We start from the raw sequence: 24,631 nt of genomic DNA on the forward strand, positions 1-24,631 counted from the left end.
TAAATAACCGTTTTTTCCTTTTATATACTCACTTTGTTAAATTGAGCTAATCTCTTTACCAATAAATCCTTCCCCAGCAGCTTCAACACCAAAGGCAATTCCGGACCATGCATTTGGCCTGTCAACAAAATACGGATCGGCATAAAAAGAGCCTTTCCTTTTAGACCTGTTTGCTGTTGTACTGTTTGTATGAGTTGTTTCCACTCTGCACTGCTATTTGGCGTTGCTTGTTGCAGCGCTGTCGTTAACGCCGCTGCAATAGCTGTTGTTTCATTTGCCCCCAGCCATGTTTGTGCCTCGTCTTCATATATTACATGCTCTTCAAAGTAATGCTTTGTTAACGCAACAATTTCCGCGCCGTACGTTAATTGCTCTTGGTATAACAGTGCAAGCTCCTTTACCCATGAGAGCTGCCCTTCACTGGCCTGAACAGGTATTAGATTCTCTTTTTGTAAATATGGTAAAACAAGCTCGACCAATGCATCTGCAGATAAGCATTTAATATATTGATTGTTCATCCACATCAGTTTTTTCTGATCAAACATCGAAACGGATTTTGAAAGTCGCCCCACATCAAATTGTCCAATTAATGCTTTTTGCGATAACAATTCTTGCTCCCCTTCTGGAGACCAACCCAATAAAGCAAAGAAATTAAACATTGCCTCCGGTAAAAAGCCTAGTTCACGATATTGCGATACGAACTGGACAATGGTTTCATCCCGCTTCGAGAGCTTTTTACGTTGTTCATTAACAATCAATGTCATATGTCCATATTGTGGTGGTGTCCAACCAAATGCCTCGAATACCATGAGTTGTTTTGGCGTATTCGATAAATGTTCTTCCCCGCGGAATACATGGGAGATGTCCATATCATAATCATCCAATGCTACTGCAAAATTATAAGTCGGGATACCATTCGTTTTCATAATAACCCAATCGCCGATATCTTTGGATTGGAATACGACATTCCCGCGAACTAAATCATGGAAACGATAAGTTCCTTCAGGTACACGCATTCGAAGTGTATACGCTTCACCTGCTGCCTCTTTTGCTTGTATTTGCTGTTGTGTCAATGCTCTGCAAGTACCGTCATAGTGAGGTGCTGCTACCCCTTTTTGTTTCTGTTCTTCCCGAGATTGTTGCAGGCGTTCTGCTGAACAAAAACATTTATAGACTTGACCATTTGCCAATAGTTTTTCGGCGCGCTCTTTGTAAAGAGGTAGACGCTCCATTTGCCGGTACGGTGCATACGGACCACCTATATCAATTGATTCTTCGGGTATAATGCCCAGCCAACGGAGATTATCCAATTGCGAGGCTTCACCGCCCTCTACGTTACGCTCTACATCTGTATCTTCTATCCGTACAATAAATGTCCCGTCGTGGTGTTTTGCATATAAATAATTAAATAACGCTGTGCGGGCTCCTCCAATATGTAAAAAGCCAGTTGGACTTGGCGCATATCGTACACGTACTTTTTTGGTCATGTTGCTTCTCTCCTCATCTGTATATAAAAAATATCCTTATTATATAGATTTGTGCATCTATATAATAAGGAAATCATGTCATATTACTTCATGATAATTATTGTGGGAACCAGCCTACCGGTTCAACATTTAAGCGAATATTGATTTGTTTTACTTCCTGGAATTCTTCTAGGCTATATTTCCCTAAACTACGACCAATGCCTGATTGCTTATAGCCACCCCACGGTGCTTCTACATATGTTGGGTGGTAATCATTTACCCATGTAATCCCTGCACGGACTTGCTTAATCACACGTAATGCTTTAGCGCCGTCGTTTGAGAAGACACCACCTGCTAAACCAAAATCTGTGTCATTGGCTAAGCTTACAGCCTCTTCTTCTGTCGAGAACTTTTGAATCGTTACGACCGGGCCGAAAATTTCTTCTCGCACGATTGTCATATCTGAAGTTACATCCGTAAATACAGTTGGCGCGATAAAGAAGCCTTTGTCCAGGCCATTGTCTGTTAATCGGTAGCCGCCTGTTTTCAATGTTGCCCCTTCCGCTTTCCCTTTTTCGATATAGCCTAGAATCGAGTTCATTTGAGCTTCACTCACAATAGCGCCCATATTCGTTTCTGGATTTAAACCAGGTCCGACTTTGATTTTTTCTGCGCGCTCTATATAGCGTTCTACGTAAGCATCATAAATTGTATCCTGTACTAAGATACGGCTGCCTGATGAACATACTTGACCAGCGCCCAAGAAAATTCCGAATAAACCATAGTCAACCGCCACTTCCAGGTCTGCATCCGCAAAGACGATATTTGGCGACTTACCACCTAGTTCCAAAGAAATTTTCTTTAAGTTGCCAGCTGCTGCACGCATAATGCCACGCCCAACATCTGTACTTCCCGTGAAGGATACCATGTCTACATCATTGCTTTCAGAAATCGTTTGCCCAATGATTGAGCCTTGGCCAAGTACCATGTTTACGACACCTTTTGGCAAGTCTAGCTCATGTAGGATTTCAAATAACTTAAAGGCTGTTACAGGCGTGACTTCAGCTGGCTTGTATACGATGGTATTCCCTGCCGCTAAAGCAGGGGCGATTTTCCATACACTCATGAGTAACGGGAAGTTCCAAGGTACGATCAATCCTGCAACCCCAACAGGCTCTTTTACAACCATTGCTTGTACATTATTGTCCGGCACATGATATGTTTCACCGTCTGGATGTAAAATAATCCCTGCATAATATCGGAAGCAAGCGATCGAATCTTGTACATCCGCTTCTGCCTCTGCATATAATTTACCGTTATCTTGCGTCTCCAATGTAGCGAACTCTTCCAGACGTTCTTCAATTTTATTTGCAATCGCATGTAAAATAGTTGAACGTTCTTTCGCCGTCGTGTTTTTCCACTCGCCCTCATCAAACGCTATACGTGCAGCTTGGATGGCTTCTTCTGTTTGTTCCTTCGTCATTCGAGGTGCTGTAGCGATTACTTCCTGGTTTGCCGGATTGATTACGTTTACTGTATTTTCAGCTTCTACCCACTCACCATTTATATAACTTTTTAAGTATAATACGTCAGTTGCTGTTGTTGTCATCTATCATCCCGCCTTATAGTTTAATAGTTAAATTAGAAGATTTTGCCCGTGAGCAACATGCTAAAATAGTTTTTCGCTGCTTTTTATTTTCTTCGGATAAGAAGTGGTCACGGTGTTCCACATCTCCTTCTACAACATCGATTTCACAGCTGCCGCAGCCACCGATTTTGCATGCATGTGGTGCATTAATCCCTTCGCGCAGCAGTGCTTCCAATAATGTCTCATTTTCAGATACTTGAATTTGTTTGCCGCTTTCCGTCAGGGATACGACAAACGGTTCTAGATTAGAGTTATCCAGGCCACTTGAAAATAATTCGAAATGAATAGCACCTTCCGGGTAACCGTATGAGAAAGCTGCATCACGGAATTCTTCCACCATGCTGACAGGTCCACAGAAATAGACATGAGAGCCTACACGGTGTTCCTTCATTAAATCTGTTGTTAAACGATTTGGCTCCGCAACACGTGAAAAATGGAATGTCGTAATATCCGCATATTTTTCTTTAATTTCTTCATAAAAAGCACATTCTTCTGGTGTACGAGCTGCATAATGAAGCTCCACTGTTTGATTAAATTGAATATCTTGCAGCATCGATAAAAACGGTGTAATTCCAATTCCCGATGCATAAAACACATGGTGTTTCGCTTGTACATTTAACGGAAAGTAATTGCGCGGGAATGTTATTTCAAGTTCATCCCCTTCTTTCATCACTTCATGCCAATGCTTTGAGCCTCCACGAGAGTTTGAATCTTTGTTAATCGCAATTTCGTAATAGTCACGGTTACGTGGATCGCTGATTAATGAGTACTCACGTTCATATACTGTATCCCCATCGGCTACGAACGTTTTTAAGTGTGAACCACCTGTAAAGGCAGGCAGCTTTTCATCTTCCGTAGGCACGAAACGAAAACGTTTAATAGAAGACGTCTCTTGTACAATACGATCGATTCTTACAGGAATATTGCCAGCGATTCTCATTTACTTCACTCCTTCTGCTTCTGGTAGAAATGGATAACCAATATATCCTTTACGCACTTTTGAATAAAATGGTCCAACTTCCAAGTGTGCACCGCACCCGCATTGGACATGCACGGCTTGTGTGTCGATTTCACTTGCGGCGAAGCATTTCATACAGTAAATATATTTACGCTTTTCACCGATGATTTTTACTTGGAGTTCTTCTTCTGATAAGCCTTCTTCAATGGCTGTTGAGAAAATCGATGCAGCATCGTCCCAATTAGCTGCGATATAAAAACATGTGCCCATCTTTTGCGCTACGATAAAGTCGCGAACATGAGCCGTATCCTTGAATAGCAATGTAGCGGATGGTGTATCGAAGAGCTGTGCTTTTAATTGCTCTGCTTCTTCTTTATTGGCTTCATCGCAAATAATAGCAGCTTTTACGAAATGCGTTTTAGGCGATAATTTTTCTGTTAATGTAATAGATTCAAAAAATAAGACCGGGCTATTGTACATACAGCTTATCCCTCCTGAGTTTCTGCAGCTTGTTTCTTTAACTTTTCATCTACAAGGCGTAAATACTCTACTGATTGCGGTAAAAAAGGAGCAATTCCTTTGTATTCCGCCATCGGTTCTGGAATATCCTGCAGTACGCTATACATTAAATCGAACCATTCTTGACGAAGCTGCATATCTTCTAAAGGTAAGAACTGTGTATTTAAAACAAATAAAATGGCATTGCTGCGTGACATGCGATAGAATTTTTGTTCTTCTACACGGAGTCGTACCAATTTACCTGCATTTTCAGGTGTGATAAGGCTTCGCTCCGGTCCCCATACATCCATAGTTTCATAGTTTACATCCCAACGGTCGGCCATTAAGTTCCAGTTAATACGTGTCCATGGCTCACCCGGGTTAATTCCTAATAGGAATCGACGAACTCGATCGATTAAGTTGTCACCATTACGTGATACGAACGGTACTGGTCCATGGATTTCATCAAACGACATGCCCTTATTCCAATGTGCAGAAAATAATGCAGCATATGAAACTTGTGCTATTTCCAGATAGAAATTGTCGTCACGGTTGACCATTAATACAAAATCCTGGTGGAAATGACGCCCTGCAAAATCATATGGCTCATAAGGTAATGTAGACGGATCACCGAATATAAATGTCTGCTCTTCTTTTAGAATGTTGTTTTTAAATGTCCATTCATCCCCATTTTTAATAAGTTCGAAATGTTCAGGATATTTTTCAACTGCCATTTCAAATACCATTTCCAAAAACTCCCACTGCATTTCCATAGTATGCGGGAATGATTGATAACGGACCTCTGGCTGTTCATCCAATAAACGGCGCTTTGCACGCACTTGCAACTCATATTCCGGTGTGATCAATACCAAGTTTGTGTCCTCTAACCTGCGCAAGTCATTGGAATAACGATAGTTATCTGAACGGAATGGGAATGGAAATGTATCCAAGTCTGTTGTTTTAAAATCCAATTCTTGTGTAAACATATAGAACGCCTCCTAAATTGTTGTTTTGGTTTCGATTAAATATTGTTTAAACTCCTCATCTTTCGCTGATACACGATCCACTTCAAATCTGAAAATAAACTTCGCACACACATAGTACATGGCACATGCCAGGAAGAATGTCGGAATACCTGCCGTGATTTTCAAAAACAAGCCATTTGCTTCTAACGTAATCGGGTTGTACATACTCCAGAAGAAGAAATAACTTGCCACTAATGTCACGACTGCTGAAGGGTTAAAGCCAAACCAATAGTTATACTTTCCTTTTGTGTTGTACAAATCACGCATGGAAATGTTTTGCTTTTTCACAAAGAAATAATCGGCTATTAAAATACCACCCAAACTTGCCATTGTGAACGAAATAACGGACATGAAGATATTAAATGCATCATAGAATGTTGAATTTAATAATAAGAAAATGGTCGGCAATAATGTGCATACCGCCAACATCCAAGAGCTTTTCGAGAAAAGTGTTTTAAAGCTGATTGCAAATGAATACATCAAGAACAATGTTGCACCCAAGTTCGCAACTGTTAATAAAATCAACCCAATAATGGCAAACTTGCTGCCCATGATGGCACTCATCCAATCACCTGGATACAAGGAACCTGAAATAAGTGCTGCAAGTGCCCCAACAGCCGCTGCAATAACTACAATCACCCCGTAGCTATAAAAACTTGCTGAATAAGCTGACTTTGATGATTTTGCCAATCGGCTATATTGACCTAAATAAGGGAGCCAAGAAAAGCCTAATGCAACATTAATTTCCAGCGCCGTCATAAAGGATTGTGTATGATTTTCAAATGGCTCTACCGGCATTAACTGATTTAAAGCTGGTATATGGTCTGAAAATACTACCACCACGATTAGCGCAATCAAAAATAACAAAAATGACGGTACCGCAATAATATTGAATTTGCGAATCGCTTCAGGTCCACGAAAGACGATGATAAAGGCAATAAAGAATAAAATAATCGCACAAACAGTAGGACCCGCACTACCCGAAACAATCTCTGGGGCATTTACGACCTTAAAAGCACTAGATAGCGATTCGCCTGCCATGAATAATGCCAAGGCGCTATAACCCAATGACAGCAAATAAAACAAGATAAAAAAGGCTGTGACCCCGTTATATCCTAGCGCACTGCGATAGCCTACAAAGGTATCCACTCCATACTTTGCGAAATAAAAGGCAACTGGAGCGATTAAAAACATCGGAAAAGCATTTCCGAATAACACGGCAATTAAAGAGTCGCCTGTTTCAAGCATTGAGCCTGCATACGCTCCAGATAATAATCCAAAAGCAGATAAGCCAATAACCGTCTGTACAAGCACTAAATCTATAAAGCTCATTTTTCTCTCTTTTTTATGTGTTGGTAAATAAGCAAATGCAATGTCTGCATTTACATTTGACTTTGTTTTTGACATAGCCTCATCTCCCTATGGTGACTTTAAAAACTAAATACAACGATCGTAATAATTGCCATAACAACTGTGACACCGATAAAATCTGTAATTTTAGCTTTGTCATTTTTCTCCAGCAATTCATCTTCGAATGATTCAATTCTCTTCTCCAAATCCTCATACATCGTTTTTACGAATGGTTCCTCTGATAGTAGTTCCTTATCATAGCTCTTTACAGCAGCAACTTTCATAAAATCTCCCCCTTTTCCACCTTTATTTTTAATAATGCAATTTGCGTGCCAATTAAAAAAAATAAGAATTAACTGACTTTTTGATTGAAATTTTATTATATCTATTGCAAATTTGAAATAGCAATTTCATTTTTGAAATTCATTTAGTTTATAGGAGGCATTTCCATGGAACAAGTAGCTATTTTATCTCAAATGTTCGATTTTTCCATTGTGATAAAAGATAATGGGGACATTTTGGAGTTCTTTTCAAGCAATGATACGTACAAAAATAATTTATCTTTACATAACAATATCGCACAGTTTGAAGAAGAAATTTTTAGTAATCCAATTTTCTCCTCACTTGAAGTGAACGATTCAAAGCAAACATTCCTCCAGCATACATGGAATAATCACAGTGTGTTGACATATGTCATTCCATCAAACGGGAACTACATATTTGGCTACAATATAATAGAAAAGCAAGTCGAGGTGAAAACTGACCCGCCAAGTTCCAACAGTGACCTCATCATTAAAAGTCCAGCAATGATTAAAGTAGCTAAACAAATTCAAAAAGCTGCAAATGCAGCTGCGACAACACTCTTACTAGGTGAATCAGGCGTCGGAAAAGAAATGGTGGCACGTGCAATTTATCGGTCAGGTGCTCGAAAAGATCAGCCTTTCGTGGCGATTAACTGTGGTGCAATACCTGAGACTTTAATCGAAAGTGAATTATTTGGTTATACAGCCGGTTCATTTACGGGTGCCCAAAAGTCAGGGAAAATCGGGAAATTTCGCGAGGCAAATAAAGGAGTCGTTTTCCTGGATGAAGTCGGCGAGTTGCCATTATCGATGCAAGTAAAACTTTTACGCGTGCTACAAGAGCGCGTTGTGACACCAATTGGGTCTTCCATAGAATACCCGATCGATGTCCAAGTCATTGCAGCAACAAACAAATCACTTATTAATATGGTCAATGAAGGAACATTTAGGGAAGATTTGTACTATCGCTTAAATATTATCCCAATTACGATTCAACCTTTACGCGAACGTGCCGTTGAAATTCCGGAACTTATCGAACACTTCACCACAATTTTTAACAAAAAATACAATTGTCATCGCCATTTCTCTATTACAGCCATAGATTTTTTAACATTACAAGAGTGGCCAGGCAATGTCCGGGAACTGGAAAATTTCATTGAACGTACAATTATTTTAGCAGATGAGGACATCATCTCCTTACAAACAGCGCGTGATTTCTTGGATGCACCAAGCAGCAATCAAGCACATGAAAAGAACATTATCATTAATAAGCTTATCCCATTACAAGAAGCGCAGGAGTTAATAGAAGAGCAGCTGATTACGATGGCAATGGAAAAGTATAATTCACTAAAACTAGCCGCAAACGTTTTAGGGATAAGCCCGCCAACAATGACGCGGAAATATAAAAGAATAAAAGAGATGAAAGAAGAAGCACAGATGCTCTTTAGTACACGTCATATTTTGGAAAGTGAATTAGATAAGAGGTTGCGTGCTACAGCCGTCGTGACATCGGTCTCAATACCACCGTCAATGCTTGAAGAGGCCATCAAGCATCCAAATAATACGAAATATCTTGACCCGGTATCTGAGCAGCTTACCCAAATCTATACAAAAGAAGAAGGGGTTCAATGGGGGTTTATCTTTATGCGTGATGAAGAAGGCAACATTATTCATCTCACTTCCAGTGAAGGATTTGTTATTCCAGTTGGGGCCACATATATTGGCAGTGATATTATTCTGAAATCCATTGATGATGCTTATAATGGCATTCTGAGTGTGACTCCAATTTATGAAGACGAATACGGTGCATGGAAAACATGCTGCGTACCACTTTATGATTCAGAAGGTAAAGTCATTGCTATCTTAGGATTTGATTATTCAAAGGACTATGTAAATAATGAACTGATCAAATTAAGTGAGTCCTTAAACATTTCACTCTCTTAAACAAGCTTTTAAAAAAGACAAAGTACAAAAGGAGCTCTATGCCTCCCCGTACTTTGTCGACTATCTTGATATTATTCTAGTTTTTCCAGCAATAGATAGGCCCGCTTCTGAGAGCTTGGGATTTTGAGCTGTTCGCGGTATTTGGCAACCGTTCTGCGCGAAATCATGATTCCCTCTTCTTTTAATAAGAGAGCTAGTTGTTGATCGCTATACGGAGAACGTTTATTTTCTTGCGCAATAATTGCTGCAATCCGATCACTGACAGATGAGGTTGTGACATTATTAATGGCTTTTACAAATAAGTCACTCATTGCAAAATTCCCATTTGCTGTATGTAAGTACTTACCTTTTACCGCTCGACTAATTGTCGATTCATGCATATGTAGCGCCTCTGCAACATCTTTTAAGCGCATCGGCTTCAATGCACGTGGTCCTTTTTCAAAAAACGCAGGCTGCTGTTCAATCAAATAATGTGTAATATCGTATAAAGTATTTTTTCGGAAATCTAACCCTTGTACAAGGGTTGTAAAATCACGCATACATGACTTCAGATAGTTTGGCGCATCTGCCCTTAATAGCTTTACATATACATCGTGCAAACGAATACTAGGCACAGCTTTTTGCTCTACCTCTATCGCCCACTGCCCCGCTATACAATATACCGAGACATCCGGCATGACCGTTGCGACTACTTCATCCAAAGAAATTACAGGTATACGCGGCAACTCTTTTATGAAAGCAATCGTTGCCATCACTTCATGTGTTGTCAACTGATAACGTTTTCTTAATGACACAATGTCCATTTTCGCGATATTTTCCATTTCATATGCTACAAAGTCTTTTGCGAAATACGGTACATTCTCGCATTGTTCAATATGCTTCAACAAAAACTCTGTGCTATTTTGACAACCCAGACCAATCGGTTCAAATGATTGAAGTATATGAATAAATCGCTTAGCCTCATCTAAATCCACCTCGAAATGCTGTGCGACCTCACCTGCGTCCGTAGTCAAAAATAAACGCTCATCTAATGAATGAATTAAGTAGGTTAACACTGTTCGTTCAAAAGCTGTTGCATTTAAAGGAATTTGCTCCATAAGATAATCGGCTACTGTCTGTTTCATGGCAATGGAGCTATAGTCAGCTTCAATGCTCCCCTTTTGCATTTTTGTAGTTGACCATGCCTCTTCATGATGATCCATCAAATCTATTAAAGGATTCTCTAAAGCTTTTTGTTCGACAAGTTCTTTCAATTCAAAATTTGTTAACTGTAAAATACTCAAATGTTGAATCATTTGTGCAGTTAACTGTTGCGACATGACTGCCTGCATCCCCAGCTGCATATTCATATCCCCACCCCATTTATTTGAAAATTGTAAAATCTTTAAGAAAATATACATTATTTTTTCAACTCACGTCAAATAGCGAAAGTAACGTGAATTTGTCTTTTGATAATAATAGTTGACAATATAAAAATGGTAGAAATATGGAGTTGGCGCACTTTTTGCATGTACTTCAAAATCACTTCGCCGATAAAAAACTATGCAAGAAAAAAATTTTTTCTTAGCCAGAAACTAGCCAACAAGAAAATAGAAATATAGAGTTTTTATTAGATATTTTTTACTTAAAAATAATTTTTCCATTAGAGGATTATTGACGGGAATAGTGTAGGCTTTCTAACATTTTTGTGTGAGTTTAAATGTTTATTAAAAACAATTTTTGTAGGTGAGTTTAGTTTCAGGTTAGAATTTATAGCCAAACTAAGACCATGTTAGAAGAGTTCTGAAAATTAATATTCTAGTAAATAACGGAGTAATACTATCACAAGCGTTGAATTGGTAATATCTCTTTCACAACCGGCCAAAAGCTGGCTATGAAAGATACTGATACTGAAAGGAAAAGGACTATTAAGGAATCATATATTCTAAACGATGATGGAGGAGGTAGTCATAGAGTGAAACAAATTGAGGAAAATAAAGTCAGAATCCAAGAAATGCTACGGCTTTATTTTTAAGAGTTGAATTAGTCTAATATTGTAAAATTAATAAAATTAAAGGGATACGACTAGCACAAATGAAGCTAGTCGTATCCCTGGTTTAGAAAGTATTAAAACGAATAATCTTTTGTAATTTAGTAGCACCAAACCTAAACTCTATTATCTATCTTATTATTAATCAACTTTATAATCATTCTCAATTAAATCCCAAGTGGTAACCATTAAGTTACCATTAGTTTAACACAGAAAAATGAATTTTCTAAAAATTGACTAAATTAAAAAAGATAGTAATCAAGTACATATTTTTGCCATCGAGTCTACAGCAATACTTTTCACCATCAAATACACCAAAGAAAAAAGAGAGCCAAAACAGCTCTCTTTCAATCAAATATTTAGTCTAATTTAAAAATTTTCCCTGGGTTTAAAATAGAATTAGGATCTAGTACTTGTTTAATAGACTTCATAACATCTAATGCTTTTCCATGCTGTTCCTGTTGGTACTTCATTTTCCCTAGCCCTACCCCATGCTCTCCAGTACAAGTTCCCCCGACCGATAAAGCAAATTTCACGATTTGTTCGTTTACATAATCTACTTTTTCTACTTCCTCTAAATTATTTGGATCTAAAACCATACCAGCATGGAAGTTGCCGTCTCCAATATGTCCTATGATACTGCCATTTAGTCCATTTTCTTCAATACACTTACGGCTAAATTCAATGGCCTCTACCAAAGCGGATAATGGCACACAAACGTCCGTATTCAACACTTTCTTCCCGGGATTCGCATGTTTCAAAATATATAAGTGATTATGCCTTACTTCCCAAAGTTTCTTTCTTCCAATCGAATCTGTTTCGATATCAAATTGATAGCAGCCAAAGCCAGTAAATAATTCTTTTGTGACTTCCAGATCGCCATCAACATTCCCCTTGGAACCATGAAATTCCAAAAATAACGTCGTATCTTCTGTATAATTTGTTCCTGCACTCTTATTCATATCTTTAATGGTAATTGCTTCAACCAGTTCCATTCTTGCAATTGGAACCCCAACTTGAAGTAGGGAAGTTGCAGCTTGAACTGCATTTTTCAAGGAGGAAAAAACCGCTCGTCCTGCAACAGTGACTTCCGGGATTCCATATACCTGCAATGTGAGCTCAGTGAAAGCACCTAAAGTCCCTTCCGATCCTACGAAAAGCTCCGTCAATCGATAGCCGGATGAGGATTTTTTCGCTTTACTGCCCGTATGAATGACACTCCCGTCAGCTAGTACAACTTCCAGGTCACGAACATTATCCTTCATGGCACCATATCGAACAGTTGTCGTCCCGCTCGCATTTGTCGATGCCATTCCCCCTAAAGTAGCATCTGCTCCTGGGTCAACAGGGAAAAACAATCCATGCTTTCCTAATTCAGCGTTTAACTGGAGCCTTGTGATACCAGGTTGTACGACGACCAATAAATCTCTTGGATTGATATCTAAGATTTTGTTCATTTCTTGAAAATCAATCATAATACCTCCACAGATTGGAATCGTTTGACCTTCCAATCCTGAGCCAACACCAAAGGGCACCACGGGAATTTTATGTTCATTAGCAAAGCGTAAAATTTCAACTACCTCTTCTTTCGCTTGAGGAAACACGACCACATCCGGAAGACTAGATGGATGAAGGGATTCATCTTGGCTATGATTTAGCAGAACTGTCTCATTCGTGGTAATTCGATTCTCCGGTAAGATTTCTTTTAATCTTTCTACCAGGTTCATAGATTTTAAGTTACCTTTTACTTGATTCATTTATATCCTCCTACTAATTTAGATTCCGTCGCTCCGAAAACTATGGTTGATTGATGACTTTACAAAAAGTGACGTCCAAACAATTAAATTGTTCGGACGCCTCCCTATTACTGTGGCCCATTATACAAACCACTCGTGTTCAAACAAGATGATTAAATTTCAGATGGAAGTGTTACCTTCGCAATGCCAAGCCCTTTGGCACCTAATTCAGATGTTGTGGCCTCCGGATAGTAACGCTCGATCATCTGCATGCCGATTGCTGCTCGTCTAACACGTTCTTTCACCAGGTTGACGTTTAAATCTTCCAGATGCTGACCTGCAGGGTAGACATCTATATGATTACGAAGACCAAATTTAATATAAACTGGTGCAAGCACACGAATAATTTCTGGAATTTCATAGTAACGAAGGAATCCACCTAAGTTATCTGGCACTTCTACATAGAGATCGATTGGAATATCGATTGATTGGCGAATCGCAGCCAATTTTGATAGTGTAAGTGCAGTCGGAACGTTATAAGTATCCGCACCTAAGTCTTGCATAATCTTAATCGAGACAGGGTTTGCAGCCCCCATTTGAACCGACGCTTTTACCACAAAATCTTCTGGAAGTTGACCGGCTTTTTTCATTTCTTTCGTCAGATAAAGAAGCCCCTCATCCGCTACAAGTGCTCCACGAAGACCAAGCTTTGCCCCTCGTTTTAAATCTTCCATTGCATAGACAAGTTGGTCAGCGCCTTCGTGACGGTTTCCTATAAATTTCCCACCTGAAGTGAAGTTTTGTGCACTAATGTCCCAAGTTCCACGGGGACCAACAAATAAGCTTAACTCAATACCTCGTTCAGCAGTCAACTCGCACATTTCACGGATTTCATCATCCGTTTGCAACATAATGCCACTGCCTTGGGAAATTCTATGAACCTGGATGCCCAGACGGTCGAGTTCGGCTAACGTCTCCTTTAATGCTACAGGTCCTTCGGTGCTTGGAAGTTCAATCCGGTATTGTGCACCATCCGGAAAACGTTTAGTAGAAGTTGGCAGGTCTTTTAAGTCAGTCGACGGAAATCCTAAGCTTTCAAGAAAATTATGCGTTTCTTTCATCTAAATCCCACTTTCCCATCAAATTTTTCTACAGCTCCTTCTTAAATTAGCCCTTAATAAAGATTGTTTTGATTTCTGTATAAAACTCCTGAGCTGCTTCACCCTGTTCACGTGAACCTGAACTCGAGCCTTTCATACCACCGAATGGGGCCTGAAGTTCCACACCTGCACTTTCTGCATTTACTCTAACTAATCCAGCCTCAATTTCGTCCGAGAACTTGAGGAATGAAGCAATATTAGAAGTAAAGATGGATGCGCTAAGACCGTATTTTGTATCATTTGCAGCTTGAATAGCCTCATGAATATCCGCCACTTTGATAAGTGCGATGACCGGGCCGAAAATTTCCTCTTGGGCAATCCGCATATCCAGCTTGACGTTTTCAAAAATCGCCGGCGTAATGTAGAATCCATTATCATACTCTTCGCCGTGAAGAACTTCTCCCCCTGAAATGAGCTGTGCACCTTCTTCTTTACCAATTTCGATATAGCTCTTAACAGTATTAAATTGACTCTCACTTGCACACGGTCCCATCCAAATTCCATCATTCAATCCGTTACCGACTGTGATTTTTTCAGTTTCCTGAACGAGCTTTTCCTTGAATGTCTCATAGATATCGGCTTCAACGATAACCTTGCTTGTTGCTGTGCACTTTTGACCAGTAGAGCGGAATGCCCCACTGATGACAGCTTCGACTGACTTATCGAGATCTGCATCTTTTGCAACGATGACTGGGTTTTTCCCTCCCATTTCAACTTGCGACTTGATGCCTCGTTCGGCAGTCGATTTTAAAACGCCTTTACCTACTGTTTCAGAGCCTGTAAATGTAATCGCATTCACTTGAGGATGATCAATGATACCTTGCCCAATGATTGATCCAGATCCGGTGATAAAGTTCAAAACACCTTCAGGTAAACCGGCTTCACTAAAGCACTCAATAACCTTCGCAGCTGTAACTGCCGCTTCTGTTGCGGGCTTGAAGATAACTGTATTTCCGTAAACAAGAGCAGGTGCCAGTTTCCAAATCGGAATTGCGACCGGGAAGTTCCAAGGCGTTACGATGCCAACCACACCGACTGGTACGCGTTTGGTAATCATGAGTGCCTCACTATCAGAAGAAGGGATGACATCTCCATTTTTTCTCATACCTTCGCCTGCGTAGTAGCGAAGTATCGCTACTCCACGAGCTGTCTCCCCTTTTGCCTCAGGAAGTGTCTTACCCATTTCACGAGTCATTGTTTCTGCGATATCATCAATTCTTGATTCAAGAATGTTTGCAACTTTGAAGAGGAATTGGCCTCTTGCATGTTGTCCGATTTTTCGCCAATTTACTTGTGCCTTGTGGGCTGCTTGAACCGCCTTTTCGATGTCTTCTTGTGTTGAATTTTGAACCCTACCTACCACTTCGTTCTTATTCATCGGACTGATGCTGTCTAATAATTTTGTAGAGCTAGACTCCACCCACTCGTTATTAATATAGTTCTTGAATGTTGCTACTTTAGAAGTAATTGAAACCATTTTTACATCCTCCTTTGTTTTTCTTATATTTGGCCTTTTCCTGATTTATGCTTTCTGGTATTCTAGCTAATTTAAATAACCTGGATACCAAGTTCGAAATCTCGTCTTTGGCCACTTCAAATTTCACATTCCAACTGTTTACTGGCATCGAAAAACTACTCCGGCAATGATCTAATGTTCAAAGTACAACATAGTGAAAAACCCAGGGCCGAATTCTTTGTTCGCTCTTTCAATAGCTGGAACTCAAAATTTTTCACTCGGTAATAACTGCTACTCAATATACGGTTCAATATACGGAACTTAGTTTAACTAATTAAACCGTAAATTTAATGTATCAAGTATTGGTAACGATTTCAATACACTTTTTAAAAAATTCAGAATACTATTCGCATTGGAAAATCTCTACATAATTTTTGTGGATAGGAGTCCATCTTTCTCAAATCGATTCAAAATGGCAGCTTTTTTTTGGATTGAAATAATGTTTCATTTCGGCTAAATTGGACGCGCAATTGGTCCAACCACTTCCTGTAAAGCATTAGATTATCAAGGATTACTGTAGTCTCGAGCTTATTTGTCCTTCAAATCCTTTTACCTTTTTGATCTCGCGTCTTCATACCAACAGAGCCAAAAATATCGTAATTATTATCCCAATATACATTATTTAACAATAATTTTTAGAAAATTAAGAATTTTATTGATTTGGATATTTGTGTAATGTTATATTTTTCTTAAGTTCACTATATTGCCATTGGTTCATTATATTGAACGGATAAGGGGGATGTTGGATGAATACTATTTATAACTTTTATATGCCTACGAGGATCGTTTTCGGGCAAAATTCACTTGATGAGCTAAGTCGAATACTTGGTTTATATAGTGAAAGGAACTTTTTGATTGTTACAGATAAAGGGATTATTGCAGCGGGGATACTTAAAAAGATTACCGACATATTTGACTTAAAGGGATTGGGCTATCAAGTCTTTTCTGAGGTGGAGCCTAATCCGAAATCTGCGACCATTAAAAAAGGGGTAGACTTTGCTACTGCTAACAAAATCGATTTCATCATTGCTGTTGGTGGAGGAAGTAGTATAGACACTGCAAAAGCTATCGCAATAATGTTGCGTAATCCGGGTGATATTTTGGATTACGAGGGAGTTGGAAAAATTCCTAATCCACCTGTCGAAACGATTGCGATACCGACAACTGCCGGTACAGGTAGCGAAGTAACAGCTTCCACAATTGTTACTGACGAAGCCTCCTTATTTAAAGCAGCTGTCATAAGCGAGAAGATTTTCCCGACATATGCAATTGTGGATCCAATGCTAACGTTAGAATGTCCAAAATCGATTACCAGTTCAACAGGGATAGATGCATTAACACATGCGATTGAATCTTATTTATCCAAGCAAAATAATGGCGTCGTATCTGAGATGGCATTAAATGCTATCAAATTAATAAATGACAACATCTTAAATGCCTATATACGTGGAAACGATTTAGAAAGTCGCACGAATTTATTAGAGGCGTCTATGTTGGCTGGTCTGTGCTTTTCCCAAACGCGATTAGGAAACGTGCATGCAATTTCTCAATCTTTCGGAGGAATTTTTGATATACCACATGGCTTTGCCAATGCAGTTTTGTTACCTTACGTTTTAGAGTTCAACTTATTAGCTGCAGTAGATAAATATTGCGACATTGCTAAGGCAATGAATGTATATGATGAACAATTATCAAAAAATGAAAACGCATACAAGGTAATTGAACGTATCGTCGAGTTAAATACACAATTGGAGATTCCTAAGACGACGAAAGAATTAGGCGTTAAGTTGGATTCGATTGAAACTCTTATTAAAGATTCTTTACGAAGTGGAAATATCAAAGTAAATCCAAGGATTACAAGTGCCGCGGATGTTAAAAAGATTATTGAAGATTCATATTATGGAAATTTGAAATTAATGGAGGTTAGCAAATGAGAATATTTAAATTTTTATTATTGACTTTAACAATGGTTATTCTTGCCGCATGTGGTGATGACGCTTCAGATACTAGTATCACTACTAGTGCTAGTGGAGATGAGAAAGTTTATACATTAAAGGTAGCGCATTCATCAGCTGCAACTGATGATCGTTTAGAAAATTCACTGCAGGAATTTAAAAAGTCGATAGAAGAAAGAACGGATGGTCGCATTATGATTGAGACTTATCCTAATAGCCAATTAGGTGCTGAAAGAGAAACGCTAGAAGGTGTACAAAATGGTTCAATTGAAATGGCGGTAATTTCGACTGGTCCATTTTCAGGATTTTCGCAATCTATGATGCTATTAGATTTACCCTATTTATTTAAAAATGGTGAAGAAGCATTTGGCGTGTTAGATGGTGAATTTGGCGATAAGTTATTTGAAAACTTATTGGCAGACACGGGTATGCGTGGACTTGCTTGGGGTGAAAATGGTGTCCGTCATATGGCGAATAATATCAAAAAAATCGAGACACCAGCGGACGTAGAAGGGTTGAAGATTCGTACACAGGAAAACCAGGCACATATGGATATGATTAAAGCATTTGGTGGTGGCCCTACCCCTATCGCATTCAATGAATTATACAGTAGTCTTCAACAAGGAGTAATTGATGGGTACGAAAATCCATTTTCTCTAATTGTGGGGATGAAGTTCTATGAGGTAACAAAATATCTTACATTAACAAGTCATGTATACGGAGTTTACGGGTTTGTTATCAATGATGACGTATATACTTCTCTGCCAGCAGATTTACAACAGATTTTAGAAGAAGAAGCTGATAAATGGGCAGTGAGCGAACGTGAAATGAACCAAGAGCAAGAAGAAAAAGGAAGAAAGGTTATGGAAGAATATGGTGTTGAAATCACAGAACTTACAGATGAACAATACAATGCTTTCCGTGATCTAGCTATGCCTGTAGTAGAAAGCTATCGTGATGTTGTTGGTGCTGACATCTATGATTTATTAATGGAGAAGTTAGAGGCAACTAAATAATTATCTAAACAATTAAAACCTACCAAGCCATCTTGGTAGGTTTTAAGAAAGGTGTTGATAGAATGTTGAAGAAAATGGATAAAATAATGGACTTCTTAGAAGAAAATTTTGTTTTTATCACGCTCTTATCTATGTTATTGCTTGTATTTGCTAACTTTATATTCCGTTATTTGTTTGGCTCACCAATTACCTGGGGTGAAGAGGCTTCAAGATATTTAATGATCTGGGCTACATTTATTGCGGCTAGTCTAGGGGTAAAAAGAGGTGCACATATTACTTTAGATATTTTAGTTGTGTATTTACCGGAGAAAGCTAATCGAATTTTAAGAGGGATAAGTTATATTTTATCGATGATTTACTGTGTAATTCTAATTGTGATTGGTATTCCGTTTATCAATAGTCTAATAGAAAAAGGACAACTATCTCCAGCTTTACACATGCCAATGCATCTTGTGTATCTGGCTGTCTTAGTTGGAACCATCTTTATGTTAGTTCGGTATGTCTTGCTGTTTATATCTGACATTATTAAGTCAGAACAAGTTGAAAAACCAGAGATTTTTGTAGATTAGGAGGGAGCATATGATTACGATATTAATTGTCGTCCTACTAGTATTACTTATTTTAAATGTTCCTTTAGCGATTGGTGTAGCTTTTGCATCCATGATTGCATTATTGAACTCTGATTTATCGGAGTTCGTTGCGATTCAACGGATGATCACGGGATTAGATTCATTCCCATTAATGTCTATTCCACTATTTATGCTTGCTGGTAAAATTATGGAAAAGGGTGGAATTTCAAAAAGGTTAGTTGATTTTGCTGGAAGCATTGTAGGCTCTGTTACGGGTGGATTTGCCATTATTGCTGTAATAGCTAGTATGTTCTTTGCCGCTATATCCGGATCTGCTCCAGCGACAGTTGTTGCAATTGGTTCGATTATTGTTCCTGCAATGATTAAAGAAGGTTATGATAAAAAATTCGCATTAGCTTTAATTGCCTCAGCCGGAACGATAGGAATTATTATTCCACCGAGTATTCCATTTATCACCTATGGTATTTCTGCCAATACCAGTGTAGGGGATTTATTTGTCGCAGGGGTTTTACCTGGCATTTTAATGGGTTTAGCATTAATTATCTATGCTTATATCATTTCGAAAAAACGTAATTATAAAGGCTTAGAAAAATCATCTTGGGCTAATTTCTGGAAACATTTTAAAAAGTCAATTTTGGGATTATTAATGCCTATCATTATTTTGGGTGGTATTTATTCGGGATACTTTACACCAACTGAATCGGGTGCAGTGGCATCAGTATACGGTTTAGTAGTAGCGTTATTTATTTATCGGACTATGAAATTGAAAGATTTAAAAACTACATTTGTAGAAGCTGGCGTCTTATCAGCAATGGTACTATTTATTATTGCTGCAGCAAACTTAATGAGTTGGGTCATTACAGTAGAACAAATTCCTACAAAACTAGCAGAAGTATTAATGGAAATTACAAGTAGCCCAGCAATGTTTATCGTTATGATTATGTTGATTTTCTTTGTAGTGGGTATGTTTGTTGAAATTAATGCAGCTATTATTTTGATTGTCCCAATTCTATTACCAATTTTAAGTATGTACGAAATTAATTTAGTGTATTTCGGTGTTCTGATGATTGTAAATTTAGCAATTGGTTTACTAACACCTCCGCTTGGGGTAAATTTATTTGTAGCAAAATCATTAGATACAATCCGATTTGATGAGCTTGTAAAGGCTGTCATACCATTTATATGTTTAATGATCGTGGTGCTAGCTTTATTAGTTATTTTCCCTCAAATTTCATTAGTTCTATTAGGTGGTTAATATATTGAAAAATGAATATCTGGTTCCAGCAGCAGTTAAAATCGACAGAATACTCAAATTGGTTGTAGAACATAAAGGATCCTTGCGATTGATCGATATTTCAAGGGAATTAGGGATCAGCAAGAGTTCGTGTTCTCTCCTTCTACGTACATTAGAACAATTAAATTGGTTAATAAAAGATAACCAGGATGAATACAAGTTAGGTCCAGTTCTAGGTCATATTGGTCATCATTACTTTAAGGATTTAGAAATAATTGACCTGTTTAATGGTGAAGCGAAAAAATCATTGGAAATTATCGATGAGCATATTCAACTGGGGATTTTACAAGAAAATCAAGTGATGTATTTAGCAAAAATCAAAGGGTCATCAACCATAGATTTAGTAACGCATCCAGGATCATTATACCCTTCTCATAGTACATCAGTTGGTAAAGTTCAGTTAATTGATAAAAGCTACGATGAGTTAGAAAAATTGTTTCCGAATGGATTACAATCAGTCACCCCCCATACGATCACAAATTTAGATGAGCTGTTTAAAAATTTACAAAATGCAAAAATTCATGGCTATATAGAAGAACATCAAGAATCGGCCATAGGATTTCACTGTGTAGCCTGCCCTATTTATAACGCCGATGGGAAAATTATTGCCGGTGTGAGTACCGCAATGATCACGGAAAAATGGGAACGTAAGCATGAAATTGCACGTGAGGAAATTCTAAAGCTAAGTCGACGAATATCCTATCTAAACGGGTACGAAATTAAAAAAATTGAGTGATAAAGTTTAAGGGAAAAACTTGCAGTACCACTTCAAAGGATTGTGATGGTTGTTTAGGCATTTCGAAATTAGAAATCCCTAAAAAAAGTCTAATTGATAACAAAATAAGTAATATAGATAAACTGATTATTCATCTTAACCTCGGTTTATCTATATTTTTTTGATGTGAAAGTCATTGATAATATGGGCAGTATAGATAACTTAGACAATTTACATAGTTTTATTTATAGCTATACTGAAAGAGATATGAAGGATATAAAAAGAGACTTTTCTTAATAAGTCTTCATTGGAGGTAATAAAATGAATGATAAGATTTTTCAAATTAGTGGTGGAATTGAAACCGACCTATTCAAAGACGAATCCGAATTCAATGCAGCCTTTATGGATTGGGTTAAATCAATCGATGGTACATTCGTTGGGGTTGTTGCAGAACATGAAGTTGAAGATGATGATGAGGATGAGTATCCATCCTATTCATTCCGGGTGAACGTCAAAAAATAAGTGCATAGAAGCAAGGATAGACGAACAGGAATTACACCTGCCTTCATCTATCCTTTCTGTACAGCATGTTGATCTTTTATAGAATAAAATGATGATCTAATATATATTTACCTCGTCCGACAATTTTAAATCTCACTTTTGAAGCACCTTCTAAACTAACCTTAATCTTCGGATTTCCAAGTAACTTCTTATTCGTCCACAATCACTTTTTTGTTGCTACGATAGGTAAAATAGTAAAAGAGAAGACCTAATAGTAAGACTGTGAATAAAGCAATTAATATATTCGAAAGCAGTACATACAACATTTCACCTACAATAATACTCCCAAGAAAATATAAATAGCCGAACTTCGGCATGCTCATGCGTGAAAATAAAAAGAATAGAAACAGAGGGAATACTGCAACATACACAATGCCAAAATAAATGACTAAATCTAGCAGACGGATAGAATGGTTCACTAATATACCTATAAATATTGTGACAGCAAATAAAATATTTAACATCTTAGTATTTGAAGTCTTTACGGTTTCTAATGATCTAATACTAAAAGTTAAAGGTAAAAAAATAGATGCTACACAAAACGTAGCAAATAAATAGCTTAGCGGCAGAGAATGTTCAACGTACAAATAGGATAACAAAAGAATTTCATAATTTTCAAACGGACCTTTGTAAATAGCGATTAATAAAATAGCAGTAAATGAAAAACCGATTAATATTTTTAGAGCGCCTGTTGTCCACAATACTTGGCTTCTTTTTTGTTTTTTCGTAATAGATAGTGCATGCCAAGTCGGTAAATCACAGAAAATATGTGCAACGGCAATGATAAATAACGCAATATAAAACGGCGTATAACTGCTGTCTTTAAAATACAGTAAATACGGATGAAACAGCCTGATACCATTATAGATTTCTTTTGATCCATTAAGGATAAAATAATAGATCGGGATTATCGTCAATGTGACAAATAATAAAATTGTGTATAGTAAAGCCATTGTTTGTGTGGTTTTGTTCAAAATTACAACATAGATAAATGCCATACACACGATTGAAACTGTTAGCCATATAACACTACTATTACCAAATACGATTTTATAAAACTCTGAAAGTACGACCGTTTGCACAAGCCATAATTCCAACTGTACAAAATAGCCTATCAACTGAACAAACCTCTGATTCATTGCCCCATTAATTCGTTGAAAGCGGTACGTAAAATAATTATCTGTAACATTTTCTCGATTCACCCTCTTCATAAAAAAAGAGAGAATGATGAACCCGACACCATAAGCACTACTTAATATAATGGAAAATAAAATACCAAATTTAACTAATGATTGTTCAGAAGAAAATAAGGCATTTCCTGTTACCCAACGCGCTAACAAGTAGATTGTACCAACTGCCGTACCAGCATAAATGACATTTCTTTTAGCTTTCATGGAGTGTGCCTTCACGAAATTTCACCTTATACTCTCTCGGTGTCAAACCAAACTTTTTCTTAAATGCTACACTTAAATAATGTTGACTGTTAAAACCACATTTTTCAGCTATATCAGAGATGCTTTGATCCTGTTCTTTCACTAAAAGTTTCGTTACTTTTTCTAGGCGATATTGATTCAAATATTCATTCAAGCCAATTTTTTGCGATTCTAAAAATTTGCGACTTAAATAACTTGGGTTCATAAAAATTTCTTTGGCAATTTCATTAACTGTTAACTTTTCGCTATATCTTTCGTGAATAATATTTAAGGCAAGTTGAATCGTTGAATCCTTAGAATTCCAAGGCTTATATTGATCGATAACTTGGATTAAATCTTCTTCAATAATGGGCTTTGTTAAATAATCCGCTACTCCAATACGAATCGCCTGCTGCGCAAACTCAAAGCTTTGAAATGCTGTTACCATAACGATTTGTAATTTATATAATGCTTTTAATTCTTTTGCTAATTCAAGACCGGACTTCCCCGGCATGTGGATGTCTAAGAAAACCAACTCTATCTTTTGTTGTTTTGAGATTTGTAATGCTTGCGAGGCATCATATGCCTTCCAAATTGTCCAATTTGGAAAATGTGGTGCTATCAAATATTCTAATTGCTCTACTTCTAAATGCTCATCATCGATTAGTAAAATATTCATCTTACACCTCTACTTCGTATGTATCCGGAATAATTATCTGTATACTATAATAGTTTTCCGTATCGTCAATTTGTAAACTATAGTGCTCCTTACCGTATAGGTGTTCCAAACGTGAAGAAATATTTTGTAAGCCATGGCCAGTTTTTTCAACTGTCGACTCAAATCTTTCGAGTTGCTTCGAGTTTTTTACAAAAATAAACAATTCATTCGTTAGCTTTTTGATCGCTATTTCTAGCTTATGCTTCCCTGGATTTATTTCAAATTCATGCTTATAAGCGTTTTCAATAAGTGTTTGAATGACAAACGGAGGGATAAGCAGCTCTACTACTTCCTCATCAATATCCATGTCTATTAGTACACGATCTCTAAAACGGAAATTTTGTATCTTAAAATAATGATTTACAAGCGCTAACTCCGTTTTAACTGGCGATACAACCTGTTGCTCGTTAAAATGAACTTTCATGAATTGGGACAAGCTTTCCAATGCTAATATTAAGTCCTTTTTTCTATCTAATCGAGCTAAACTAAGTATCGTGTTCAACGTATTAAAGAAGAAATGGGGCTTAATCTGCTGGTTTAAATTATTGTAACTGAGTGAATGCAGATCCTTTTCTAGCTCTAGAGCCCTTTTCTCTTCCTTTAAATCATCAATCTGCTTTTCAAAAATCGAAATAAACCCCAATAACATTGCTGCTATAATTGGGGCTAATACACAAATAAATATGAAAATATTGAATGTATCAAGCCGAAACATACACATATACTCCTAATATAGAT

General features: G+C 37.7%; 21 protein-coding genes. 7 read left to right on the forward strand and 14 right to left on the reverse strand.

From position 1 onward, the window contains the following. Positions 1-20: 20 nt before the first annotated feature. From gltX to C1N55_RS15850, 7 genes are all read right to left on the reverse strand, one after another. Positions 21-1,487, reverse strand: coding sequence for a glutamate--tRNA ligase (gltX, locus tag C1N55_RS15820; RefSeq protein ID WP_137729706.1), 1,467 nt, complete (start codon positions 1,485-1,487; stop codon positions 21-23). Between the two features lie 97 nt (positions 1,488-1,584). Further along, positions 1,585-3,075, reverse strand: coding sequence for an aldehyde dehydrogenase family protein (locus C1N55_RS15825; protein WP_137729707.1), 1,491 nt, complete (start codon positions 3,073-3,075; stop codon positions 1,585-1,587). Between the two features lie 13 nt (positions 3,076-3,088). Beyond that, positions 3,089-4,054 (reverse strand): PDR/VanB family oxidoreductase, encoded by a 966-nt coding sequence (locus C1N55_RS15830; protein ID WP_137729708.1) that lies wholly within the window; start codon positions 4,052-4,054, stop codon positions 3,089-3,091. After that, positions 4,055-4,552, reverse strand: coding sequence for a hypothetical protein (locus tag C1N55_RS15835; RefSeq protein WP_137729709.1), 498 nt, complete (start codon positions 4,550-4,552; stop codon positions 4,055-4,057). It abuts the gene before it with no gap. A gap of 5 nt (positions 4,553-4,557) precedes the next feature. After that, on the reverse strand, positions 4,558-5,556 hold the full coding sequence (locus tag C1N55_RS15840; protein ID WP_137729710.1) for a heme-dependent oxidative N-demethylase family protein: 999 nt from the start codon (positions 5,554-5,556) through the stop codon (positions 4,558-4,560). 12 nt (positions 5,557-5,568) lie between these two features. Then, positions 5,569-7,002 carry a cytosine permease gene (locus C1N55_RS15845; RefSeq protein WP_137729711.1) on the reverse strand — a complete coding sequence of 478 codons (1,434 nt, stop codon included), beginning with the start codon at positions 7,000-7,002 and terminating at the stop codon, positions 5,569-5,571. 23 nt (positions 7,003-7,025) lie between these two features. Next, the gene (locus C1N55_RS15850; RefSeq protein WP_137729712.1) at positions 7,026-7,229 is read right to left on the reverse strand and encodes a hypothetical protein; all 204 of its coding nucleotides are present in this window, start codon (positions 7,227-7,229) and stop codon (positions 7,026-7,028) included. Between the two features lie 165 nt (positions 7,230-7,394). Here C1N55_RS15850 and C1N55_RS15855 point away from each other — a divergent pair, with 165 nt between their 5' ends. After that, a complete protein-coding gene (locus C1N55_RS15855; protein ID WP_137729713.1) occupies positions 7,395-9,191 on the forward strand; it encodes a sigma-54 interaction domain-containing protein in 1,797 nt (598 codons plus the stop codon). A gap of 71 nt (positions 9,192-9,262) precedes the next feature. Here the strand turns inward: C1N55_RS15855 and rpoN are convergent, their stop codons facing one another. From rpoN to gucD, 4 genes are all read right to left on the reverse strand, one after another. Next, positions 9,263-10,540, reverse strand: coding sequence for an RNA polymerase factor sigma-54 (rpoN, locus tag C1N55_RS15860; protein WP_168193879.1), 1,278 nt, complete (start codon positions 10,538-10,540; stop codon positions 9,263-9,265). A gap of 1,039 nt (positions 10,541-11,579) precedes the next feature. After that, the gene (locus C1N55_RS15865; protein ID WP_240758317.1) at positions 11,580-12,977 is read right to left on the reverse strand and encodes an FAD-binding oxidoreductase; all 1,398 of its coding nucleotides are present in this window, start codon (positions 12,975-12,977) and stop codon (positions 11,580-11,582) included. 152 nt (positions 12,978-13,129) lie between these two features. Then, complete coding sequence (locus C1N55_RS15870) at positions 13,130-14,077, reverse strand: U32 family peptidase (RefSeq protein WP_137729715.1); 948 nt, start codon at positions 14,075-14,077, stop codon at positions 13,130-13,132. A gap of 46 nt (positions 14,078-14,123) precedes the next feature. Then, positions 14,124-15,593 (reverse strand): alpha-ketoglutaric semialdehyde dehydrogenase GucD, encoded by a 1,470-nt coding sequence (gene gucD / locus C1N55_RS15875; RefSeq protein WP_137729716.1) that lies wholly within the window; start codon positions 15,591-15,593, stop codon positions 14,124-14,126. A 785-nt stretch (positions 15,594-16,378) separates the two neighbouring features. Between gucD and C1N55_RS15880 the strand changes: the two genes are divergently transcribed. The 6 genes from C1N55_RS15880 (at position 16,379) to C1N55_RS15905 (ending at position 21,724) form a co-directional block, all read left to right on the forward strand. Further along, positions 16,379-17,566 carry an iron-containing alcohol dehydrogenase family protein gene (locus tag C1N55_RS15880; protein ID WP_137729717.1) on the forward strand — a complete coding sequence of 396 codons (1,188 nt, stop codon included), beginning with the start codon at positions 16,379-16,381 and terminating at the stop codon, positions 17,564-17,566. Beyond that, positions 17,563-18,603, forward strand: a complete 1,041-nt coding sequence (locus C1N55_RS15885) for a DctP family TRAP transporter solute-binding subunit (RefSeq protein WP_205758481.1) — start codon at positions 17,563-17,565, stop codon at positions 18,601-18,603. Before C1N55_RS15880 ends, C1N55_RS15885 begins: the two co-directional genes overlap by 4 nt. 62 nt (positions 18,604-18,665) lie before the next feature. Then, entirely contained in the window at positions 18,666-19,172 is a 507-nt protein-coding gene (locus C1N55_RS15890) for a TRAP transporter small permease (protein ID WP_137729718.1), read from the forward strand. 10 nt (positions 19,173-19,182) lie between these two features. Beyond that, complete coding sequence (locus C1N55_RS15895) at positions 19,183-20,448, forward strand: TRAP transporter large permease (protein WP_137729719.1); 1,266 nt, start codon at positions 19,183-19,185, stop codon at positions 20,446-20,448. 4 nt (positions 20,449-20,452) lie between these two features. Beyond that, the gene (locus tag C1N55_RS15900; RefSeq protein WP_168193880.1) at positions 20,453-21,223 is read left to right on the forward strand and encodes an IclR family transcriptional regulator; all 771 of its coding nucleotides are present in this window, start codon (positions 20,453-20,455) and stop codon (positions 21,221-21,223) included. Positions 21,224-21,523: 300 nt separating this feature from the next. Then, positions 21,524-21,724, forward strand: a complete 201-nt coding sequence (locus C1N55_RS15905; protein WP_137729721.1) for a hypothetical protein — start codon at positions 21,524-21,526, stop codon at positions 21,722-21,724. Positions 21,725-21,912: 188 nt separating this feature from the next. On the opposite strand, the gene C1N55_RS15910 is transcribed toward C1N55_RS15905, so the two are convergent. From C1N55_RS15910 to C1N55_RS15920, 3 genes are read right to left on the reverse strand one after another with little or no spacing between them, the layout of a single operon-like run. Continuing rightward, a complete protein-coding gene (locus C1N55_RS15910; protein ID WP_137729722.1) occupies positions 21,913-23,157 on the reverse strand; it encodes a hypothetical protein in 1,245 nt (414 codons plus the stop codon). Then, positions 23,147-23,854, reverse strand: coding sequence for a response regulator transcription factor (locus C1N55_RS15915; RefSeq protein WP_137729723.1), 708 nt, complete (start codon positions 23,852-23,854; stop codon positions 23,147-23,149). Before C1N55_RS15915 ends, C1N55_RS15910 begins: the two co-directional genes overlap by 11 nt. Before the next feature lies 1 nt (position 23,855). After that, on the reverse strand, positions 23,856-24,608 hold the full coding sequence (locus C1N55_RS15920) for a sensor histidine kinase (protein WP_137729724.1): 753 nt from the start codon (positions 24,606-24,608) through the stop codon (positions 23,856-23,858). Positions 24,609-24,631: the final 23 nt, after the last annotated feature.

Origin of the sequence: Lysinibacillus sp. SGAir0095 (assembly GCF_005491425.1) — a bacterium.
Classification (GTDB): domain Bacteria; phylum Bacillota; class Bacilli; order Bacillales_A; family Planococcaceae; genus Ureibacillus.